Source organism: Brachymonas sp. J145, assembly GCF_036312245.1.
Classification (GTDB): Bacteria; Pseudomonadota; Gammaproteobacteria; order Burkholderiales; family Burkholderiaceae_C; genus Brachymonas; species Brachymonas wangyanguii.
This window is the reverse complement of the sequence record NZ_JAZDCI010000001.1, coordinates 391316-411604: the sequence shown is the minus strand read 5'-3', so window position 1 is coordinate 411604 and position 20289 is coordinate 391316. Positions and strand designations below refer to the sequence as shown.

The 20289-nt window shown below is 65.0% G+C and carries 19 protein-coding genes; 10 read left to right on the top strand and 9 right to left on the bottom strand.

All coding sequences use genetic code 11. The features are described 5' to 3' along the window. Positions 1-69: 69 nt before the first annotated feature. The 5 genes from lptB to argS all read right to left on the bottom strand — a co-directional run bounded on the left by lptB (position 70) and on the right by argS (position 4962). Positions 70-837 carry an LPS export ABC transporter ATP-binding protein gene (gene lptB / locus V1261_RS01945; protein WP_329769735.1) on the bottom strand — a complete coding sequence of 256 codons (768 nt, stop codon included), beginning with the start codon at positions 835-837 and terminating at the stop codon, positions 70-72. Further along, positions 834-1409 (bottom strand): lipopolysaccharide transport periplasmic protein LptA, encoded by a 576-nt coding sequence (gene lptA, locus V1261_RS01940; protein ID WP_329769734.1) that lies wholly within the window; start codon positions 1407-1409, stop codon positions 834-836. The genes lptB and lptA overlap by 4 nt, the downstream gene beginning before the upstream one ends. 76 nt (positions 1410-1485) lie before the next feature. Continuing rightward, the gene (locus V1261_RS01935) at positions 1486-2148 is read right to left on the bottom strand and encodes a thiol:disulfide interchange protein DsbA/DsbL (RefSeq protein ID WP_329769733.1); all 663 of its coding nucleotides are present in this window, start codon (positions 2146-2148) and stop codon (positions 1486-1488) included. A 116-nt stretch (positions 2149-2264) separates the two neighbouring features. Beyond that, entirely contained in the window at positions 2265-3254 is a 990-nt protein-coding gene (locus tag V1261_RS01930; RefSeq protein ID WP_329769732.1) for an SPOR domain-containing protein, read from the bottom strand. A 10-nt stretch (positions 3255-3264) separates the two neighbouring features. Continuing rightward, the gene (gene argS / locus V1261_RS01925; RefSeq protein ID WP_329769731.1) at positions 3265-4962 is read right to left on the bottom strand and encodes an arginine--tRNA ligase; all 1698 of its coding nucleotides are present in this window, start codon (positions 4960-4962) and stop codon (positions 3265-3267) included. Positions 4963-5074: 112 nt separating this feature from the next. Here argS and V1261_RS01920 point away from each other — a divergent pair, with 112 nt between their 5' ends. Beyond that, the gene (locus tag V1261_RS01920; RefSeq protein ID WP_329769730.1) at positions 5075-6484 is read left to right on the top strand and encodes a DUF3422 family protein; all 1410 of its coding nucleotides are present in this window, start codon (positions 5075-5077) and stop codon (positions 6482-6484) included. Positions 6485-6508: 24 nt separating this feature from the next. On the opposite strand, the gene dnaA is transcribed toward V1261_RS01920, so the two are convergent. Then, positions 6509-7972, bottom strand: a complete 1464-nt coding sequence (gene dnaA / locus V1261_RS01915; protein ID WP_329769729.1) for a chromosomal replication initiator protein DnaA — start codon at positions 7970-7972, stop codon at positions 6509-6511. 383 nt (positions 7973-8355) lie between these two features. Between dnaA and rpmH the strand changes: the two genes are divergently transcribed. Genes rpmH through yidC form a run of 4 tightly spaced genes read left to right on the top strand, consistent with a single transcriptional unit; the run spans position 8356 to position 10990 of the window. Continuing rightward, the gene (gene rpmH / locus V1261_RS01910) at positions 8356-8490 is read left to right on the top strand and encodes a 50S ribosomal protein L34 (protein ID WP_012207856.1); all 135 of its coding nucleotides are present in this window, start codon (positions 8356-8358) and stop codon (positions 8488-8490) included. Positions 8491-8547: 57 nt separating this feature from the next. Then, positions 8548-9048, top strand: coding sequence for a ribonuclease P protein component (rnpA, locus tag V1261_RS01905; RefSeq protein ID WP_405198072.1), 501 nt, complete (start codon positions 8548-8550; stop codon positions 9046-9048). Next, entirely contained in the window at positions 9045-9350 is a 306-nt protein-coding gene (yidD, locus tag V1261_RS01900) for a membrane protein insertion efficiency factor YidD (RefSeq protein ID WP_329769727.1), read from the top strand. The genes rnpA and yidD overlap by 4 nt, the downstream gene beginning before the upstream one ends. Then, complete coding sequence (gene yidC, locus V1261_RS01895; protein WP_329769822.1) at positions 9350-10990, top strand: membrane protein insertase YidC; 1641 nt, start codon at positions 9350-9352, stop codon at positions 10988-10990. The genes yidD and yidC overlap by 1 nt, the downstream gene beginning before the upstream one ends. Positions 10991-11075: 85 nt before the next feature. On the opposite strand, the gene V1261_RS01890 is transcribed toward yidC, so the two are convergent. Continuing rightward, positions 11076-11687: a DUF938 domain-containing protein gene (locus tag V1261_RS01890; protein ID WP_329769726.1), complete on the bottom strand. Its 612-nt coding sequence runs from the start codon at positions 11685-11687 to the stop codon at positions 11076-11078. A 9-nt stretch (positions 11688-11696) separates the two neighbouring features. After that, a complete protein-coding gene (locus V1261_RS01885) occupies positions 11697-12482 on the bottom strand; it encodes an SDR family oxidoreductase (protein ID WP_329769725.1) in 786 nt (261 codons plus the stop codon). Between the two features lie 162 nt (positions 12483-12644). Between V1261_RS01885 and mnmE the strand changes: the two genes are divergently transcribed. Both mnmE and V1261_RS01875 read left to right on the top strand, forming a co-directional pair. After that, positions 12645-14039, top strand: a complete 1395-nt coding sequence (mnmE, locus tag V1261_RS01880; protein WP_329769724.1) for a tRNA uridine-5-carboxymethylaminomethyl(34) synthesis GTPase MnmE — start codon at positions 12645-12647, stop codon at positions 14037-14039. 9 nt (positions 14040-14048) lie between these two features. Further along, the gene (locus V1261_RS01875) at positions 14049-15083 is read left to right on the top strand and encodes a virulence RhuM family protein (RefSeq protein WP_329769723.1); all 1035 of its coding nucleotides are present in this window, start codon (positions 14049-14051) and stop codon (positions 15081-15083) included. Positions 15084-15113: 30 nt separating this feature from the next. On the opposite strand, the gene V1261_RS01870 is transcribed toward V1261_RS01875, so the two are convergent. Continuing rightward, positions 15114-16145 (bottom strand): AraC family transcriptional regulator, encoded by a 1032-nt coding sequence (locus tag V1261_RS01870; protein ID WP_329769722.1) that lies wholly within the window; start codon positions 16143-16145, stop codon positions 15114-15116. Positions 16146-16315: 170 nt separating this feature from the next. Between V1261_RS01870 and V1261_RS01865 the strand changes: the two genes are divergently transcribed. Genes V1261_RS01865 through V1261_RS01855 form a run of 3 tightly spaced genes read left to right on the top strand, consistent with a single transcriptional unit; the run spans position 16316 to position 20286 of the window. Next, positions 16316-17470 (top strand): acyl-CoA dehydrogenase family protein, encoded by a 1155-nt coding sequence (locus V1261_RS01865; RefSeq protein ID WP_329769721.1) that lies wholly within the window; start codon positions 16316-16318, stop codon positions 17468-17470. Positions 17471-17503: 33 nt separating this feature from the next. Then, positions 17504-18688 (top strand): thiolase family protein, encoded by a 1185-nt coding sequence (locus tag V1261_RS01860; RefSeq protein WP_329769720.1) that lies wholly within the window; start codon positions 17504-17506, stop codon positions 18686-18688. Between the two features lie 35 nt (positions 18689-18723). Next, entirely contained in the window at positions 18724-20286 is a 1563-nt protein-coding gene (locus V1261_RS01855) for an acyl-CoA synthetase (protein WP_329769719.1), read from the top strand. Positions 20287-20289: the final 3 nt, after the last annotated feature.

Genomic DNA, 20289 nt, shown 5'->3' with positions numbered 1-20289 from the left:
GACGCGAGGCAGGTGACGGATAACAGGACAGATAGCATGCAGATAAAGGCAGTTGTCAGCAAATGCGCATCACATGCTGAAGTTCTCGCCCAGATAGACGCGGCGCACATCGGGATCGGCGACGATATCGCTGGGCGTGCCAGAGGCCAACACGCGGCCTTCGCTGATGATGTAGGCGTGGTCGCAGATACCCAGCGTTTCGCGCACGTTGTGGTCGGTGATCAGCACCCCCAGACCGCGCTGCTTGAGGAAGCGGATGATGCGCTGGATGTCGAGCACGGCAATCGGGTCGATGCCGGCAAAGGGCTCATCGAGCAGGATGAAGCGCGGCTGCGTGGCCAGGGCGCGCGCAATCTCGACGCGGCGGCGTTCGCCACCGGACAGCGCCAGTGCCGGCGACTTGCGCAGGCGCTCGATGTTCAGGTCGGCCAGCAGTGCGTTGAGGCGCTGCTCGACCTCGTTGCGGTCCAGCGGCTTGCCGCGCTCGTCTTCCTGCAGCTGCAGCACGGCGCGGATATTGTCCTCGACGTTGAGCTTGCGGAAGATCGAGGCTTCCTGCGGCAGGTAGCTCAGGCCCATGCGCGAGCGCTCGTGGATCGGCAGGTTCTCGACCTGCTTGTTGCCAATCGCGATGCGGCCGCCGTCGGCACGGATCAGGCCGACGATCATGTAGAAGGAGGTGGTCTTGCCGGCACCATTGGGGCCGAGCAGGCCGACCACTTCACCGGTGCTCACGTCCAGCGAGACATCGGTCACGACCTTGCGCCTGCCATAGGTCTTCTGCAGCTGGCGTACCTGCAACTTGCTGGTCTCGGCACTTGCCGCAGCCTGGCTCATCGACGGCTCCCGGACTGGTTCAGCGGCACGATCGTGGCACGCACGCGGCCTGCCGGAACGGCATTGGCGGCACCGGTAGCCGTGGAGGCGCCGCCAGTCACGCTATAGGTCTCGTTCAGCTCGTTGTAGGTGATGCGGTGGCCAACGACCTCGTCGGCCACGGTGGAGCCGACCAGGCGGCGGATGCGGGCATTGCCGATCAGCTGCGTCTGCAGCGTGCGGTCATTGCGCACCATCTCGTTGGCCTGCGCTTCGATGTACTCGTTCAGGCCATCGCGCTTCTGGCGCAGCAGGGCCTGTTCGCCCGGACCGGCCAGCAGGGTGACGGTCTGGTTGCCCTGGGCATCCTGCTGCACGCGCACGGTACCGGCACGCAGCACGATGGTGCCCTTGGTGGCCACCACGCGACCGGTGAAGGTGGTGGTCTTGCTGGCATCGTTGTACTGCATGGCGTCCGCTTCCACGTTCAGCGGCTTGTAGCGGTCGGCGGTTTCGGCCTGCACCAGCACGGGCGCGGCCAGCAGGCAGGCTGCAGCCAGGGAAAGAAGCCGGGAACTGGTGAGGAGTGTCATGGGCATCGGGCAGAAAGTCTGCACCGATTGTAATCTGGTGCGGACCGGGCCGGGCAAGCCCGGCTGTGGAAGGCAATCAGCGGCGTTCCTGCGTCGCCAGGGCGGTGGCGATCTGGATGCCGCGCGTCAGGCCCTTGGCGGTCTGGCCGTCCAGGTAGTACTTGCCGGCCACGCCCAGCGAAGGCACGCCGTCGATGGCATAGGCCTCGACCAGCTGGTTGGCCTGGTTCAGCTTGGCCGACATGCCGAAGGACTGGTAGGCCTGGGCAAAGCGGCCGTCCTTCAGTTCGGGCTGCTGCGCGGCCCATTGCAGGATGGCGGCATCGGTAGTCAGGTTGATGCGCTGCTTGTGATAGGCCTCAAACACCTTGCCGTGCATGCGGCCGACCATGCCGACGGCTTCCAGCGCATAGAACAGGCGCTGCATCGGTGCCATTTCCGGGCGGAAGGCGACCGGTACGCGGCGGAAGTGGATGAAGGAGGGGGCCGACTTCATCCAGGCGTTGAATTCGGGATCAAAGCTGTTGCAGTGCGGGCACCAGTAGCCGAAGAACTCGATCACCTCGACCTTGCCGGCCGGGGCACTGGTGGCTGCCGGTTTGCGCAGCACCATGTAGTCCTTGCCAGCGGTGTAATCGCTGGCCGATTGGGCTTGCGCCGGCAGCGACAGGGTGGCCAGGCCGGTAGCGGCGGCAGTGGCACCGGCGATGCCGGCAAGCGTGAATTCGCGACGTTGCATGAGGTGGTCTCCAGTGGGTCTTGCCCGGAAGCGGTCGGGCGGGAACCTGGATTCTGATCGGTTCCCGTCCGGAAAGTGCCGCTGCCGGTGTATGGGGGTGTAACAGCCTGGGCGGATCAGCGTTGCACGCGCACCAGGGCGGCGGTCACGCCGGCGTTCTCCAGGCGGTTGCGCGCGCTGTCGGCATCGGCCTTGCTGTTGTAGGGGCCAAGGCGGACGCGGTAGATCGGACGGCCAGCCTGATCACGCTCGGTGACGCGCGGGTTCATGCCCAGCAGCGACAGGCGTGCCTTCTGGGCATCGGCTTCGGAGGCATTGCGGAAGGCGCCGGCCTGCACGAAATAGACGAAAGGCTCGTTGCTGGCGGTCGGAGCCGGGGCCGGCTTGGGGGCCGGAGCCGGAGCCGGAGTGGCTGCCGGCTTGGTGCGGGATTCCACCAGGGCACCGATCGGATCGTTGGACTGGTTGGCCTTGGCCGCAGCATCGGCCTTGGCTTTGGCGGCTGCGTCAGCCTTGGCCTTGGCAGCGGCGTCTGCTTTTGCCTTGGCATCGGTCTTGGCCTTGGCTTCCGCGTCAGCCTTGGCTTTCGCCTCTGCTTCGGCACGCGCCTTGGCGCGGGCCTGCTCGCGTGCCTTGTCGGCGGCCAGCTTGGCTTCGGCTTCCTTGCGTGCCTGCTCCAGTTCCTGGTCGCGATCACCCAGCACGGCCGGCGGGGTGCTGCTGTCGGGCTTCAGCTCGCTACGCGGCTCGGGTTCGGCTGCCGGCGGTTCGTCGGGGGTGGCGGGCTCATCCTGCGGCGCTGCCGTGTCAGGTTCTTCCTGCGTGGTGGCAGGCTCTTCAGCCGGTGCCGGCTTGGTCTTGCCCGGCTGCAGGCCGGCGTTCGGGTCCCACTTTTTCAGCGCCTCTTCTTCGGCGGCCTGTTGTTCAGTGGTGCGCACCGAGCTCTTGTCGCTGAAGGGCGAGGGCACCTTGGTGACATAGACGGCGACACCCAGGGCGACGGCCAGGCCGACCACCAGGCCGACGATAAAGCCGACCAGGCCGATGCCACGCTGGGCGCGGCGCAGGGGGCGGGAGGGGATGCGGTGTTGTACTGCCTTGGTCATGCGTTGGGGCTCACATTTTTTCAGGGGCGCTCACGCCCAGCATTGCCAGTCCGTTGGCCAGCACCTGACGCGTGGCGGCAACCAGCGCAAGTCGCGCCGTGCGGGTGGCTTCGTCATCTACCAGGATGCGTTCGGCATCATAGTAGCTATGGTAGCTGGAGGCCAGTTCGCGCAGGTAGAAAGTCACGTCATGCGGGGCAAAATCGGTCGCGGCCGCACGCAGCATGTCGGGATACTGGGACAGCTTGACCAGCAGCGCCTGTGCCGCCGGTGTATCCAGCGCGGCCAGGTTGGCCTGGGCCAGCGTGGCGACATCGCCGCCCCATTGCGCCAGCACCGAGCTGATGCGGGCGTGTGCGTATTGCACGTAGTAGACCGGGTTTTCGTTGTTCTTGCTCAGCGCCAGGTCAATGTCGAAGGTGTACTCGGTATCCGGCTTGCGCGACAGCAGGAAGAAGCGCACGGCATCGGCACTGGTCCATTCGATCAGGTCGCGCAGCGTGACATAGCTGCCGGCGCGCTTGCTGATCTTGACCTCTTCGCCGCCACGCACCACGCGCACCATGGTGTGCAGCACGTAATCGGGGAAGCCCTGGGGAATGCCGACGTTGGCGGCCTGCAGGCCGGCGCGCACGCGCGCGATGGTGCCGTGGTGGTCGGTGCCCTGGATGTTGATCGCCTGGTGGAAGCCACGCTGGTACTTGGCGATGTGGTAGGCAACGTCCGGCACGAAATAGGTGTAGCCGCCATCACTCTTGCGCATGACGCGGTCCTTGTCGTCGCCAAAGTCGGTGCTGCGCAGCCACAGTGCGCCATCCTGCTCGTAGGTATGGCCGTTGTCGATCAGTTTCTGCACCGCATCGGCCACGCGGCCGCTGCTATACAGGCTGCTTTCCAGGTAGTAGTTGTCAAAGCGCAGGCGGAAGGCCTGCAGGTCCTTGTCCTGCTCGTTGCGCAGGTAGGCAACGGCAAACTGGCGGATGTTGTCGTAGTCCTCGACATCGCCGTTGGCGGTGAACTCGCGGTCATCGGCCTTGACCGTCTCGCGGTTCAGGAAGGCCTGGGCGATATCGTGGATGTAGTCGCCGTTGTAGAAGTTTTTCGCCAGCGGGTTGTCGGCATCGGTCGGCCAGCAGTCGTCGCCTGGCTTGAAGCCCTTGGCGCGCAGCTGCGTGCTCTTGGTCAGGGTGTCGATCTGCACGCCGGCATCGTTGTAGTAGAACTCGCGCGTGACCTGCAGGCCCTGGCTGGCGAGCAGGTTGCAGATGGCATCGCCGAGTGCGGCCTGGCGGCCGTGCCCGACGTGCAGCGGGCCGGTCGGGTTGGCGCTGACGAATTCGACCAGCACCTGGTCGGCGCGGGCCGGCTGGCTGCCGAAGGCGCTGCCAGCGGCCAGCACTTCGCGCACCACCTGCTGCTTGGCTTCGGGCTTGAGGCGGATGTTGAGGAAGCCGGGGCCGGCAATCTCGATCGCGGCGACCCACTGCTGGTAGGCCGGTTGAGCCTCGAGCGCGGCCTTGAGCTGTTCGCCCAGCGCACGCGGGTTCTGCTTGAGCGGCTTGGCCAGTTGCATGGCGGCGTTGGTCGCCCAGTCGCCATGGGCAGCCTGCTTGGGCAGTTCGAAGGCGGCGCGCGCACCGGCGCCGGGGCTGAGTTTTTCCAGCTCGGCCGCGAGTGCGGCGAGCAGATCGTGTTTGACTTGGAGCATGGCGGCTATTGTAAAGGGGTGCCTGCGACGGTGCTGGCCAATTCCGTGCGTGGCCGGCGGGTCTTGCGGACAGGCCCGGTGCGGATGATGCCTCGGGACAACAGGCGCTAGAATGGATTTTCCCCTCGCCACCATCCTGATCCCTGCCATGGACATGCTGCGCCCGCCCCCCGATGATGCCTTGCGCCGTGTCGTGCACGACGAGGTGCATGCGCGCCCGATGCCGCTGATCACGCTGCCAGCCCGTGTGCTGTATGTGGCGGTGCGGCATGCGGCCGACAACAGCCGCGAACAGGAGCTGGCGCACTTGCAGACCCTGCCGGGCCAGTCAGGCCTGACGCAGGCCGACCTGGCCAGCAGCTTTGCGCGCATGCGCCTGTCGGCGGCCAGCAGCGGCCAGGCCAGCCAGGTGCTGCAGTGGGAGCGCCATACCGAATTTACGCGCTATGTGCTGTTGTTGCCGCTGCCGGCCGGTTGCTGTGCCGGACTGGATCCGCAGCCGCCAGGTATCGATCCGGAAATCCGGCGCTGGCTGGCCGGTATTCCGGGCCAGACGATTGCCGCCATCGACCTCTGGATGCTGCACGACGAGCTGGATCCGGCGCAGACGGAGGATCGCATGGAGCGCGCACGCCGCTGGTTTGCCGCCATGCATGGCGACCCGCAGCAGCCAGTGCGCCTGTTTGGCGCGCAGCTGGGGCAGGGCCATTCCTGGGGCCTGAGTGACTTCCAGATTGGGCCGGATGGGTTCGAGCGCATGCTGGTACTGGCGCCGCAGGCCACCAGTGCCGAACGCGCCGGCCGGATCGCGCTGCGCCTGCTGGAGCTGGAAACCTACCGCCTGATGGCCTTGCGTGGCCTGCCCACGGCCAAGCAGCTCGGTCCGTTTCTGCACCAGGCCGAGCAGGAGCTGGTCACCATCACCGGCCAGATGAAGCAGGACGAGGCGATCGAGGAAGAACTGCTGGACCGGCTGATTGCGCTGGCTGCCAGCGTGGAACGTGCCACGGCCGAACATGCCTGGCGCTATTCGGCCAGCCGCGCCTACTTTGCGCTGGTGCGCGCCCGCATGGATGAACTGCGCGAAAAGCCGATCCGCGGCACGCAAAGCATGCGCGATTTCATCCAGCGCCGCACCTCGCCGGCCATGGCGACCGTGGCCGCGTCCGAAGAGCGCCTGAGCATGCTGTCCGAACGCATCAGCCGCAGCAGCGGCCTGCTGCGCACGCGCATCGATATCTCGGCCGAACAGCAAAGCCAGCAGCTGCTGCACAAGCTGACGCGTGGCCAGGAACTGCAGACGCGCTTGCAGACCACGGTGGAAGGCCTGTCGATCGCGGCGATCTCGTATTACATGGTGAGCCTGGTGCTGTATGCCGCCAAGGCGGCCAAGGGAGCCGGACTGCTGCCCTGGCAACCGGAAACCGTGGCTGGCGTGTCGATTCCCTTCGTGCTGCTGCTGGTCTGGTGGCTGACGCGGCGCATCCACCACAAGCTCTCGCACGATATCGGCGGCCACTGAGGGCGGCTGCGGCAGGGCCGGGAATCAGCCCTTGATGGTCTGCTCCAGCACGTGCAGCTGCTGGTTCAGGTCCTGGTCGTTGCTGCGTTCCTTGGCGATCTTGCGCACCGCGTGCAGCACGGTGGTGTGGTCGCGCCCGCCAAACATGTCGCCAATCTCGGGCAGACTCTTCTGCGTCAACTCCTTGGCCAGGTACATGGCGATCTGGCGCGGACGCGCGATATGCGCCGGCCGCTTCTTGCTGTGCATGTCGGCGATCTTGATCTTGTAGAAGTCGGCCACCGTCTTCTGGATGTTCTCGACGCTGATCTGGCGGTTCTTGATCGACAGCAGGTCGCGCAGCGCTTCGCGCACCAGCTGGATGTCGATGGCGCGGCCGCTGAAACGCGAGTAGGCGAGGATGTTCTGCAGCGCGCCTTCGAGTTCGCGCACGTTGGCGCGCACGTTCTTGGCGACGAAGAAGGCGACGTCCTCGGACAGCTCCTGGCCCTCGGCCTGCGCCTTGTTCATCAGGATGGCGACGCGCATTTCCAGGCCCGGCGGCTCCATCGCCACGCTCAGGCCGGAATCGAAACGCGACACCAGGCGCTGCGTGATGTTGGCCAGGCCCTTGGGATAGGTGTCGCTGGTCATCACGATGTGGCTCTTTTTGGACAGCAGCGCCTCGAAGGCGTTGAAGAATTCTTCTTGCGTCTTTTCCTTGCCGGCGAAGAACTGCACGTCGTCGATCAACAGCAGGTCGAGCGAGTGGTAGCGCGACTTGAACTCGTCGAAGGAGTTGCGGCGCGAGGCGGCGACCACGTCGTTCACGAACTGTTCGGCGTGGATGTAGAGCACGCGTGCCTGTGGATCCTGTTGCAGCAGCTGGTTGCCTACTGCCTGCAGCAGGTGCGTCTTGCCCAAGCCGACGCCGCCATAGATGAACAGCGGGTTGTACTTGATGCCGGGCTGGCTCGCCACGTGCAGCGCGGCGGTGCGCGCCATGCGGTTGGCGCTGCCTTCGACCAGGTTGTCGAAAGTGCGGTCACGATCCAGGCGGGAGTCGTATTGCGGGGCATGGCTGACCGGTAGCTGGTCGGCTGCCAGTACCGGAATCGATACGGCCAGGTCCGGCACCGGTGCCGGGGCGGCATGGCCCGCGGCTCCCTGCTGCTGTTGGCGTGCGGCCTGGATCACGGCGGCGCGTGCCACCGCCGGGCGCGGGGCGCGGGCGGCGATCGTCAGTTCGATCGGCACCGGGCGGTCGGCCAGCTGTTCCAGCACCACTTCCATGCGCTGCAGGAACTGGCTGCGGATCCAGTCCAGCTTGAAGCGGTTGGCGACCTCGATCACCAGCCCGTTGCCGTTGGCGTCAGGGCGCGCCAGCAGCGGCTTGAGCCAGGTGTTGAACTGTTGCGGCGGCACTTCCTGGGCCAGCACGTCCATGCAGGCGTGCCACAGGGCAGCGTCAGTGGATTCTCCGGCGGAGGGAAGGGCTTCTGCAGACATGTCGGAATGGCAAATGAGCAAATCTTGTTGTGGGAATCATGCCTGGATACGGCAGGGCGCGGGAGCGAGCCTGCCGTCGGGCCATTGTGTCTGGCCTGACAGCGCACAGGGGGCAGGGCGGAGCCTGATCTGTGCCGCGGAAGCAGCATTTTAGGCCGGGGCAGGCAATCCGGGGTGGTTTTTTCGCCCCGGTGCACCGCCATACCGGGATAAGTGATTGATCAGATGCGGATTTTTTGTGATAATCACAGGCTTTCCCGAAATTTTACGGGAGAACAGAGGCTGGGCAGTTGCCATTGTGGCGGTTGCAGGCCGGGTCCTGGTGCTCCGGGGCGCGTGTCGTCTGGCCTTGCTAATAACTACATGACCTGAGGATTTTCCCCATGAAACGCACTTACCAGCCTTCCAAGACCCGCCGCGCCCGTACCCATGGCTTCCTGGTTCGCATGAAGACCAAGGGCGGCCGTGCCGTGATCAACGCACGTCGCGCCAAGGGCCGCAAGCGCCTGGCCGTCTGAGTCTGCACGGACGCTGGCCGGCACTAGCCGCCTGCGGCCATGAGCACTCCGGCACGCATGCAGCGCCTGCGCCAACCGGCCCAGTTCCAGGCCGTGATGCAGGGAACTGTGCTGTATCGCACGCCCCATTTCGTGTTGCACGCCTTGCAGTGGCGTCCCGCTTCCGGGACTGCGCCGCAGGGCGCGCAGCCGTGTCAGCGCCGCCTGTTCGCAGACGGCGCTATCGCTATGGGGGTGCTGGTACCCAAGCGCTGGGCCAAGCGCGCCGTCACGCGCAACCTGATCAAGCGCCAGATGCGTGCCATCACGGCCGAACTGGCGTCTGAGCTGCCCCTGCATACAGCCATCGTACTGCGCCTGCGCGCCGGCTTTGACCGGCGCCAGTTCATCAGCGCCAGCTCCGACGCCCTGAAACAGGCGGTGCGTGCCGAGCTGCAGCAGCTGTTTGCGCGTACCGACTGGCGACGCCTGCAGCCGCTAGCGCAGCCGCCTGCCGTGCCGCTTGCGCCATCTGACGCACTGCAACATCCATCTGGCACAATGCAGGGCACACCATGAAGCGCATCCTCATCTCCTGCATCAAGGCCTACCGTCTGCTGCTCAGCCCCTGGCTGGGCAATGGCTGCCGGTTCGAGCCGACCTGTTCCGCGTATGCCATGCAGGCGCTGGAACGGCATGGTGCGGCCGCTGGCAGCTACCTGATGGTGGCGCGCCTGGCGCGCTGCCAGCCCTGGTGCCAGGGCGGATGCGATCCGGTACCCGAGCAGCCGCCGCGCCTGTTCACCCGTTTCACGGGTGCCGGGACTGCGCCTTCCCCCACTCGCGGCGACAGCCCGACTTCAACCCCCTCACGCCCATGATGAACGATATCCGTCGCTCCATTCTGTGGATCATCTTTGCCTTCTCGCTGATCCTGCTCTGGGACCAGTGGCAGATCCACAACGGCCGCAAGGCCACGTTCTTCCCGACCAGCACGCCGCCGGCGGCTACCGCTTCGGCACCTGCCGGCAGCGCCTCCGCTGTTGCGGGCACGGCGGTTGCCGGTGCAGCAGGTGCTGCGGCTCCGGCCGGCGCCGTGGCAGGCCAGCGCATCGACATGACGACCGATGTCTACCAGCTGACCTTTGACAGCAATGGTGGTTCCCTGATCGGTGCCCAGCTGTTGAAGTACCCCGAGCTGTCGAACGATCCGACCAGCACGCCGATCCATCTGCTGCAGAACAACCAGTCCTACCAGTACATGGTGCAAAGCGGCCTGAGCGGCGGTACGCTGCCCAGCCACGTGACGCCGATGACGCTGGTCACGCCCGAGCGCAGCCTGGCCGACGGCCAGGACACGCTGGTGGTGCGCTTCGAATCGGCACCGCAGGGTGGCGTGCAGCTGGCCAAGACCTACAGCTTCAAGCGTGGCAGCTACGCCATCGACGTGCAGCACGAGGTGATCAACACAGGTAGCGTACCGGTGGCGCCGCAGCTCTACCAGCAGCTGGTACGTGACGGCTCCAAGGGCCCGGGTGGCAACTTCTTCTACTCCACCTTTACCGGTCCGGCCTTCTACAGCGATGAAGGCAAGTTCCAGAAGGTCGATTTCTCGTCCATCGACAAGGGCAAGGCCGATTACCAGAAGCATGCGCCGGACGGTTACGTGGCCATGGTGCAGCACTACTTTGCCAGCGCCTGGCTGCCGCCGGAAGGCACGGCGCGCGAGAACTACGTGCGCAAGGCCGAGAACCTGTATGCGGCCGGCCAGCTGTTCAATGTCGGCGAAGTGGCGCCGGGCACCAGCAAGACCCTGGGCAGCACGCTGTACGTGGGCCCGCAGGAAGAAAAGATCATGCAGGCGCTGTCGCCCAACTTTGACCTGGTCAAGGACTACGGCTGGCTGACGATCCTGGCACGCCCGCTGTACTGGCTGCTGACTTTCCTGTACGGCTTCCTGCACAACTGGGGCTGGGCGATCGTGGCACTGGTGGTACTGCTGAAGGCGGCCTTCTTCTGGCTGAACCACAAGGCCTACGCCAGCATGGCCAAGATGAAGGCGATCAACCCCAAGGTGCAGGAACTGCGCACGCGCTACAAGGACGAGCCGCAGAAGATGCAGCAGGAGATGATGCGCATCTACCGCGAGGAAAAGGTCAACCCGCTGGGCGGCTGCCTGCCGATCCTGGTCCAGATCCCGGTGTTCATCGCGCTGTACTGGGTGCTGCTGTCCAGCATCGAGATGCGTGGCGCGCCCTGGATCCTGTGGGTGAAGGACCTGTCCACGCCGGACCCGTACTTCATCCTGCCGATCCTGATGACGGCCTCCAGCCTGCTGCAGGTGTGGCTGAACCCGACGCCGCCGGACCCGATGCAGGCCAAGATGATGTGGGCCATGCCGCTGCTGTTCAGCGTGATGTTCTTCTTCTTCCCGGCCGGCCTGGTGCTGTACTGGCTGACGAACAACATCCTGTCGATCGCGCAGCAGTGGTTCATCAACCGCAAGCTCGGCGTCAGCTGATGCCGCTGCCGACGATCACGGCCTGACATGACAAGGGCGCCTGCTTGCAGGCGCCCTTGTTGTCTTGGGGCTGGAGAAAATCAGTTCAGCGGCTGAACACCAGCAGCAGATTGTTGGCCGGCAGGCTGATACGCTGGCGCAGCTGCAGGCCGGCGCGGCCGGCTTCCTTCTCTACATCGGCGAGCTGACGGATGCCCCAGCTGGCATTGCGCTGGCGCAGGTCGGCATCAAAGGCCAGGTTGCTGGGGGCGGTGGGCACATCCTGTTCCAGGTAGGGGCCATAGGTGACCAGCAGGCCATCCGCTGTCAGGTGGCGAGCTGCGCCCTGCATCAGGCCGGGACAGCAGATCCAGGAGGCGATGTGCAGCATGTTGGCGCTGAAGATCAGGTCGAATTGCGCCTTGGCCGGCAAGGGCCAGGGATTGGTACGCACATCCAGTTCGATCGCCGGCTGCACGTTGGCGGCCTCCTGCAGGCGGGCGTGTGCGGCAATCGCCTCGAACAGCTCCTTGTCCATGTCGCTCGGTTGCCACAGCCAGCCGGGTAGTGCCGCGGCAAAGTAGGCGGCATGCTGGCCGGTACCACTGCCGATTTCCAGTGCCTTGCCCTGTTCAGGCAACAGGGGACGCAGGGCGTCCAGGATCGGATCCTTGTTGCGCTCGCTGGCGGCGCTGCTGGGCAGGGTACTGGTGGGCATCGTGTCTCCTCAGGTCGCTATCTGGCGGGCAATAAAACGGTTCAGCCAATCGGGCGTGAACGCCATCACCTTATACAGCATACGCGCATGCAGGCCAACCGGCCAATGTACCCGGCTCCAGCGCGGGCATTGCGCCGCCTGCCAGAGCACTTGCGCCACATCTTCCGGCTGCAGGTGCACGCCCAGACGGCGCAGGCTGAGCGGCTGGTTGCCATCCAGCAGGCCGGTCTGCACGAACAGCGGCATCAGGTCCATCACGCGGATATCCTGAGCCTGCCATTCGATGTTGAGGGATTCGGTCAGGCCGCGTACGAAGAACTTGCTGGCCGAATAGCTGGCCAGTGCTGCCTGGCCGTAGAAGGCAGCACTCGACGCCAGATTGATCACGCGAGCACTGGGGGTATCGCGCAGATAGGGGTGGGCGGCGTGGCAGCCGAGCAGCACGCCATGCACATTGATGCCGATCTGGCGCAGGTGCTGCGCCACACTGGTCTGCTCGAACGGGCCGGACAGCATGATGCCGGCGTTATTCACCAGCAGATCCAGCCGGCCGGTGTGGGCGTGGAAGTGCGCCAGCGCATCGCTCCAGTCTTCAGGGCGCGAGACGTCGAGCCGGAAGCACAGGCAGTTCTGGCTGCCCAGCTCCTGCTCCAGTGCCGCCATGCCGTCCTGATCGATATCGCCAATGCCGACAAACCAGCCCTGCTGTACGAACAGGCGCGCAGTGGCGCGGCCGATGCCGACAGCGGCACCGGAGATGAACAGGCAGGGGCGGGAATCGAAAGAACTGGACATGGCGGAATCTGGGCAAGAGGGTTGCAGGGATCGCCCATAAAAGAACGACCGTTTACCGAAATCATGCCCGATGGCGGCTGCAGCGCCTACCGGCGTTTCCCCGTGGGTGCAGGGCACTCCGTACAATGCCGGAATGTCTGATTTTCCAGGTGCCTGTCTGCCATGCTGAGCCGCTATAACGATCCGATTGCCGCCATTGCCACCGCGCCCGGCCGTGGTGCCGTGGGCATTGTGCGCCTGTCCGGCAAGGGCCTGGCGCCGCTGGTGCAGCAGTTGCTGGCGCGCGAGCTGGCACCACGCGTGGCGACCTATATGCCGTTCCCGGGAGACGATGGCCAGCCGCTGGACCATGGCCTGGCGCTGTGGTTTCCGGCGCCGCACAGCTATACCGGCGAGGACGTGCTGGAGCTGCAGGCGCATGGCGGCAGCGTGGTGCTGCAGATGCTGCTGGCGCACTGCCTGCAGGCCGGCCAGGCGCTGGGCATGCGCGTGGCGCAACCGGGCGAGTTCACCGAGCGCGCCTTCCTGAACGGCAAGCTGGACCTGGCGCAAGCCGAGGCGGTGGCCGACCTGATCGACGCCAGTACCGAAACCGCCGCGCGCAGCGCCAGCCGTTCGCTCAGTGGCGCCTTCAGCCAGGAAATCCACACGCTGCGTGATGCGCTGATCCACCTGCGCATGCTGGTGGAGGCGACATTGGATTTTCCCGAAGAAGAGATTGATTTCCTGCAGCAGGCCGATGCCGCCGGCCAGCTCGCCGGTATCCGCCAGCAGCTGAACGCGATCCGGCGCCAGGCGCAACAGGGCGCACTGCTGCGCGAGGGCATCCAGGTGGTGATTGCCGGCCAGCCCAACGCCGGCAAGAGCTCGCTGCTGAATGCGCTGGCCGGGGCCGAGCTGGCGATCGTGACGCCGATTGCCGGCACCACGCGTGACAAGGTGACGCAGACGATCCAGATCGAAGGCGTGCCGCTGCACGTGATTGATACTGCCGGCCTGCGCGATACAGCCTTGGCCGAGGTGGACCAGGTGGAAGCGATCGGCATCGAACGCGCCTGGAGCGAGATCACGCGTGCCGATGCGGTGCTGTTCCTGCATGACCTGACGCGGGTGGGCGAACCGGATTACGCGGCTGCCGATGCGCTGATCGCCGAACGGCTACGAACACAGCTGCCAGAGCAGGTGCCGGTGCTGCATATCGCCAACAAGGCCGATGCGGTGGCTGCTGCCGGCCAGCAGGACGAAACCCATCTGGCGATCTCGGCCAGGACGGGTGAAGGCCTGGATGTGCTGCGCCAGCGCCTGCTGCAGATCGTCGGCTGGCAGTCCGCGCCCGAAGGCGTGTTCATCGCCCGCGAGCGCCATGTGCAGGCGCTGGAGCGCGTGGCCACGCATGTGGAACTGGCCGATGCGCATCTCAACACCCCGCAGCCGGCGCTGGATATCCTGGCCGAGGAGCTGCGACTGGGGCAGAACGCGCTTAACGAGATCACCGGGGAGTTTTCGCCGGATGACTTGCTGGGGGAGATTTTTGGGAAGTTTTGTATTGGCAAGTGAGTGCCCATCATGAGTAGCAAGCCATTGATCCGCAACAGCACTGCCGAATTTCTGATCTTCACCGGCCAGGCGGGAGAGCAGAGCATCGAGGCGCGTTACGAAGATCAGACTATTTGGCTCTCGCAAAAGCTGATGGCCGAGTTGTTCAGCGTGGATGTACGCACTATCAGCGAACATCTGAAGAACATCTTTGCCAGCGAAGAACTGGCCGCGGAAGCAGTTATCCGGAAATTCCGGATAACTGCCAGTGATGGCAAAAATTATCAGACCCAGTTCTACAACCTCGATGCCATCATTTCCGTCGGCTATCGGGTGAACTCCATACGCGCAACGCAGTTCCGCCAGTGGGCCACTGGCGTCCTGCGTGAGTTCGCCATCAAGGGCTATGTGCTGGATCGCCAGCGCATGGAAAACGGCAGCTTCCTGGGTGAGGATTACTTTGAGCGATTGCTGGCAGAAATCCGTGAAATCCGTCTCAGCGAACGACGCTTTTACCAGAAGATCACCGACATTTATGCCACCAGTGTGGATTACAACAAGGATGCACCGACGACCAAGGCATTCTTCGCCAAAGTACAGAACAAGCTGCATTACGCCATCCACGGCCATACCGCGGCAGAGCTGATCCAGCAGCGGGCTGATAGCAGCAAACCGCATATGGGGCTGACATCGTGGGCGGGTGCCCCTGACGGCAAGATACTGAAAACTGACGTGGCAGTGGCCAAGAACTACCTGAGCAAGGACGAGCTGGAGTCATTGGGCCGTATCGTCAACGCCTATCTGGAGCTGGCAGAGGAGCGCGCCCGTCGCAAGATCCCCATGAGCATGGAAGACTGGTCCCGGCGTCTGGATGCTTTCCTTGAGTTTGATGATCGGGAAGTGCTGCAAGACAGCGGCAAGATATCTGCAAAACTGGCCCAGATGCATGCAGAAAGTGAGTTTGAAAAGTACAGGGTGGTGCAGGATGGCCTGTTTGAAAGCGACTTTGACAAGATCGTGAAAAAGTTGGCTGCCGGTGAACCGGACACCAGTGATGATGCATGAGCGGTAGAGGTTCAGGCTTGATCTGACCGGTTACCCCGGCCGCCTCCGATACGCCCCCGGCGCACTCCCCGTCCACTCCCGGAACGCCCGCTGAAAACTGGTCGGATCACCAAAGCCGACCAGCTGGCCAATCGCCGCCACCGGCAGCCGGCCTTGCGTCAGCTGCTGGATCGCCACATCACGCCGCAGCGCGTCCTTGATGCCCTGGAAGCTGCTGCCCTCGGCCTGCAGCTTGCGTGCCAGCGTGCGCTTGGAAAAATGCAGGGCGGCGGCGACTTCGGGCAGGCTGCAGGGCTGCTCCAGCCGTGGCTGAAGGTATTCGCGCACACGGTGGCTGATGATGTGCTCGGCGAAGGAGACGAACATCCAGTCGCCCGGCGCGCGTGCCAGAAAACCGGGAATCGATGCCGCATTCTGGCGCACTGGCATCTGCAGCTGCGGCAGGGCAAACCAGAGCGCCATCTCCGGCTGGCCAAAGCGCTGCGGGCCGGGATAGAGGAAGACCGATTCGGCGCCTTGTTCCGGCCTCGAGTGGCTGAAATCGACCCGTGCCAGCGGGATTTTCTGGCCGGCCAGCCAGGAGGCGATGCCGTGCACCAGCTTCAGCATCATCTTTTGCGCAAACAGGTTCTGCTGTACGGCTTCGGTGCGTGGCTGCAGCGCAATTTGCACGAGTGGGCCGTGCGGCCGCAGCGCAAAGTGCAGGTCGTCCAGCTGCAAGCGGAAATACTGGCAAAAGCGGTTCATCGCCGTCAGCAGGCTGGGGGAGCCGATCAGGCTCAGGCAGAGGAACTTGAGCGTGCCGCCGCGCAGCGGTCGCGCAAACATGCCCGGGGTTTCATCGTCATGCAACTGCGCCAGCAGGCGGTACAGCGTGGCGAACTGGCCAGTAGTGACGCGGGCACCCGCCTGTTGCAGCAGCGCCGGGGCGATGCCGGCCTGCTGCACGCAGCGCAGCTGCTGGGCGGTGTCTGATCCGCTGCCCTGCAGCAGGGCGCGTACCAGATCGATGGCGATGGTGGGCTGAGACGTCTGCATGATCGGATTGGCGGAATATGCCATGTTTTAGGCAAAGGCGGCAAACCCGATAGTAGTAGCATCTGCCTAGAATCAGATCAGTTTCCTGAATAAAAACCGATATCAGTGTAAACCCTTGGGTCTGTGGCAGGCCATTTCTCAACGGAATGCGCTCTGGCAGATCTTGTCATGATCCAGCCTTTGAGAACCATCCCATGCAGTTCCAGCTCACCGAAGAACAAGCCATGATCCAGCAGCTGGCGGCCGATTTTGCCCGCCAGGAAATCGCGCCGCTGGCGGCGCAGGCCGACCGCGACCAGCAATTCCATGTGCCGCTGCAGCAGCAGGCGCTGGCGCTGGGCCTGCTGAATATCGCCATGCCGGAAGCCTACGGCGGCGCCGGCCTGGGATCGCTGGAAGTGGTGCTGGTGACCGAGCAGCTGTGCCGTGCCTGCCTGGGGCTGGGCACCACGCTGTGCGTGAATGCGCTGGCAGCCGAGCCGATCCTGCTTGGTGGCAGCGAGGAGCAGAAGCAGCAGTGGCTGCCGCGCCTGACGCGAGATGGCGAGTTTGCCAGTTTTGCCCTGACCGAACCCGGTGCCGGCTCCGATGCCGCCGGCATCCGCACCACGGCTGTGCGTGATGGCGACAGTTATGTGCTCAATGGCAGCAAGATGTGGATTTCCAATGCCTCGCTGGCGAGCTTTTTTGTCGTGTTCGCCAAGACCGATCCGGCTGCCGGCCACAAGGGTATCAGCGCCTTTATCGTCGAACGCGACAGCCCCGGCCTGACGGTGGGCGAGCCGCTTGGCAAGCTCGGCCAGCGCGCCGCGCCGACCTGTGAGGTGTTCTTCAACGATGTGCGCGTGCCGCTGGCGCAGCGCATTGGTGCCGAGGGCGAAGGCTTTGCCCTGGCGATGCGCACCTTTGACCAGTCACGTCCGATGGTGGCGGCATTTGGCCTGGGGCTGGTGCAGCGCTGTATCGACGAGGCGCTGCCCTATGCCTGCGAGCGCAAGTCCATGGGCCAGCGCCTGATCGACCACCAGGCGATTGCGCACAAGCTGGCCGAGATGCAGATCCGGCTCGAGGCCTCGCGCCTGCTGACCTACCAGGCGGCCTGGCAGGCCGACCAGGGCCAGCGCAACACGCTGCAGGCCTCGGTCGCCAAGGCCTATACCTCCGATGCTGCCATGTGGGCGGCGAGCGAGGCGATCCAGGTGCTGGGCGGCATGGGCTACAGCACCGAATACCCGGTGGAAAAGCTGCTGCGCGATGCCAAGGTGCTGCAAATCTACGAAGGCACCAGCGAAATCCAGCGCAGCATCATCGCGCGCGAGATGGAGCGCAATCTGGCGCAGGGCCGCTAAGTAACCGCCAACACAAGGATTACCGACATGATCATGGCCAACGATCCCGTTATTCTGAGCGCCGTGCGCACGCCGTTTGGCAAGCGCAAGGGCGCCCTGCGCGAGACGCGCCCGGACGAACTGCTGGCAGGCATGCTGCAGCAGACACTGCAACAGGCCCAGGTGCCGGCAGACCAGATCGGCGACGTGATTGCCGGCTGCGTCAGCCAGGCCGGCGAGCAGGGCGCGAATATCGCACGCCAGGCGGTGCTGCTGGCCGGCTTGCCGGCCAGCGTGCCCGGTGTCAGCCTGAACCGCATGTGCGGCTCCAGCCAGTACGCCGTGCACGCGGCGGCGCAGGCGATTGCCGCCGGCGACCTGGACTTTGCCATCGGCTGCGGTGTGGAAAGCATGAGCCGCGTGCCGATGTTCCTGGACCTGACGCTGGGCCAGCATGCCTTTACTGGCTTCGACAATCTGCACCCGGGCATCCTGCAGCGTTTTGCCATTCCGCATCAGGTCGAAAGCGCCGAGCGCATTGCCGAACAGTGGCAGCTCAGCCGTGCCGACTGCGACGACTTTGCGCGTGAGAGCCATCGTCGCGCCCATGCCGCGCGGTTGGCCGGTCTGACAGGTGGTGCCGTGCCGGTGGCTGGCGTCGATGCCGAGGGGCAGCCGATCACGCTGGCATACGACGAGGGCGTACGCGCCGTGATCGATGCGGAGAAGATGGCGGCCATGGCCCCGGTGTTCCGCAGCCCGGAGCAGGGCGTAGTGACGGCGGCCAATGCCAGCCAGATGTCCGATGGCGCATCGGCCGTGCTGCTGGGCAGCCGTGCCGCCGCCGAGGCGCATGGCTTGCGCCCACGTGCGCGTTTCCGCGCCCGCGTGGTAGTCGGCTCCGATCCGATCCTGCAGCTCACCGGTGTGATTCCGGCTACCCATGCCGCTCTGCAAAAAGCCGGCCTGCAACTGGCCGACATGGACTGGATCGAGGTCAACGAGGCGTTTGCCAGCGTGGCGCTGGCCTGGGCACGCGAGTTCGATGCCGACATGGACAAGCTCAACCCCTGGGGCGGCGCAATTGCGCATGGCCATCCGCTGGGCGGTACCGGCGGCGGCCTGCTGGCCAAGCTGCTGGCCGGGCTCGATCACGTCGATGGCCGCTTCGGCCTGCAGGTGATGTGCATCGGCCATGGCATGGCCACTGCCACGGTGGTGGAGCGCCTGCCGGCCTGATCGGCTGGCAAACAACGATAACGAGGAGACAAGACATGACATCGACCCTGCTGCCGACTATCCGCCGCACCATTCGCAACACCCTGGGCGATGCGCTCCAGCGCGCCGTGCGCCGCTTCCCGGCCAAGGAGGCGCTGGTATTTGGCGAGCGCCGCTGGACGTACCAGGCGCTGAACCAGGCGGTCAACCGCATCGCCCACGGGCTGCTGGCGCAAGGCCTGCAACCGGGCGACCGCGTGGCCGCCTATGGCAAGAATTCCGATGCCTACGTGCTGCTCTGGCTGGCCTGCAACCGCGCCGGTCTGGTGCATGTGCCGGTCAATTTTGCCCTGACCGAATCCGAGCTGACGTACATCGTGGTGCAGTCCGGTGCGCGTGCACTGATCGCGGACACCAGCCTGCAGACGCAGGTCGCACAGGTGCGCGAGAGCCTGCCCTGTGAATTCCACGGCAGTTTCTACGGCGGCAGCGGCCTGGATGTGCTGGCACTGGCGCAAGGCAACGGCCCGGTGGAGGCGCCCGACATCGAGATTGACGAAAACGCCGTCTGCCAGATTCTCTACACCTCAGGCACCACGGCGGCGCCCAAGGGCGCGATGATGACGCATCGCTCGCTGCAGGCCGAGTACGCCAGCTGCATTGCCGCGCTGGAGCTGCAGGCCTCGGACCGTTCGCTGGCCTCGCTGCCGCTGTACCACTCGGCGCAAATGCATGTGTTCCTGATGCCGCACCTGCTGGTCGGCGCCACCACCTTCCTGATCCCGGCGCCACTGCCCGAGGCCTGCTTCCAGGCGATCCAGCAGGAAGGCATTACCTCGTTTTTTGCACCGCCCACGGTGTGGATCGCACTGCTGCGCCATGCCGGGCTGGAAACGCACGACCTGTCCAGCCTGCACAAGGGCTATTACGGCGCCTCCATCATGCCGGTCCCCGTGCTGGAAGAGCTGCGCCAGCGCCTGCCGCGCGTGCGCCTGTTCAACTGCTACGGCCAGAGCGAGATTGCGCCGCTGGCGACCGTGCTGTCACCGGAAGAGCATGCGATCCAGCCGGCCTCGGCCGGCCGTCCGGTGCTGAACGTCGAAACGCGGGTCGTCGATGACGAGATGAACGACATGCCGGTGGGCGAGATGGGCGAGATCGTGCACCGCTCGCCGCAGGTCATGGTCGGCTACTGGGACAAGCCGGAACAGACCGCCGAAGTGTTCGAAGGTGGCTGGTTCCATTCGGGAGATATCGGCTATTTCGATGCAGATGGCTTCCTGTTCGTGGTTGATCGCGTCAAGGACATCATCAACACCGGTGGCGTGGTGGTGTCCAGCCGCGAGGTCGAAGAGGCGCTTTACACCCATCCGGCCGTCGCCGAGGTGGCGGTGATCGCGCTGCCGGACCAGCGCTGGATCGAGGCGGTCACTGCCGTGGTCTGCCTGAAGCAGGGCGCCAGCGCGACGCAGGAGGAGCTGGTGGCCTACGCGAAAACGAAGCTGGCACCGTTCAAGGTGCCCAAGGCGGTGCATTTTGTCGATGACCTGCCGCGCAGCACGGCCGGCAAGTTGCTCAAGCGGGAGCTGCGGCGGCAGTTTGCCGCGGCGTCGGCCTGAGTC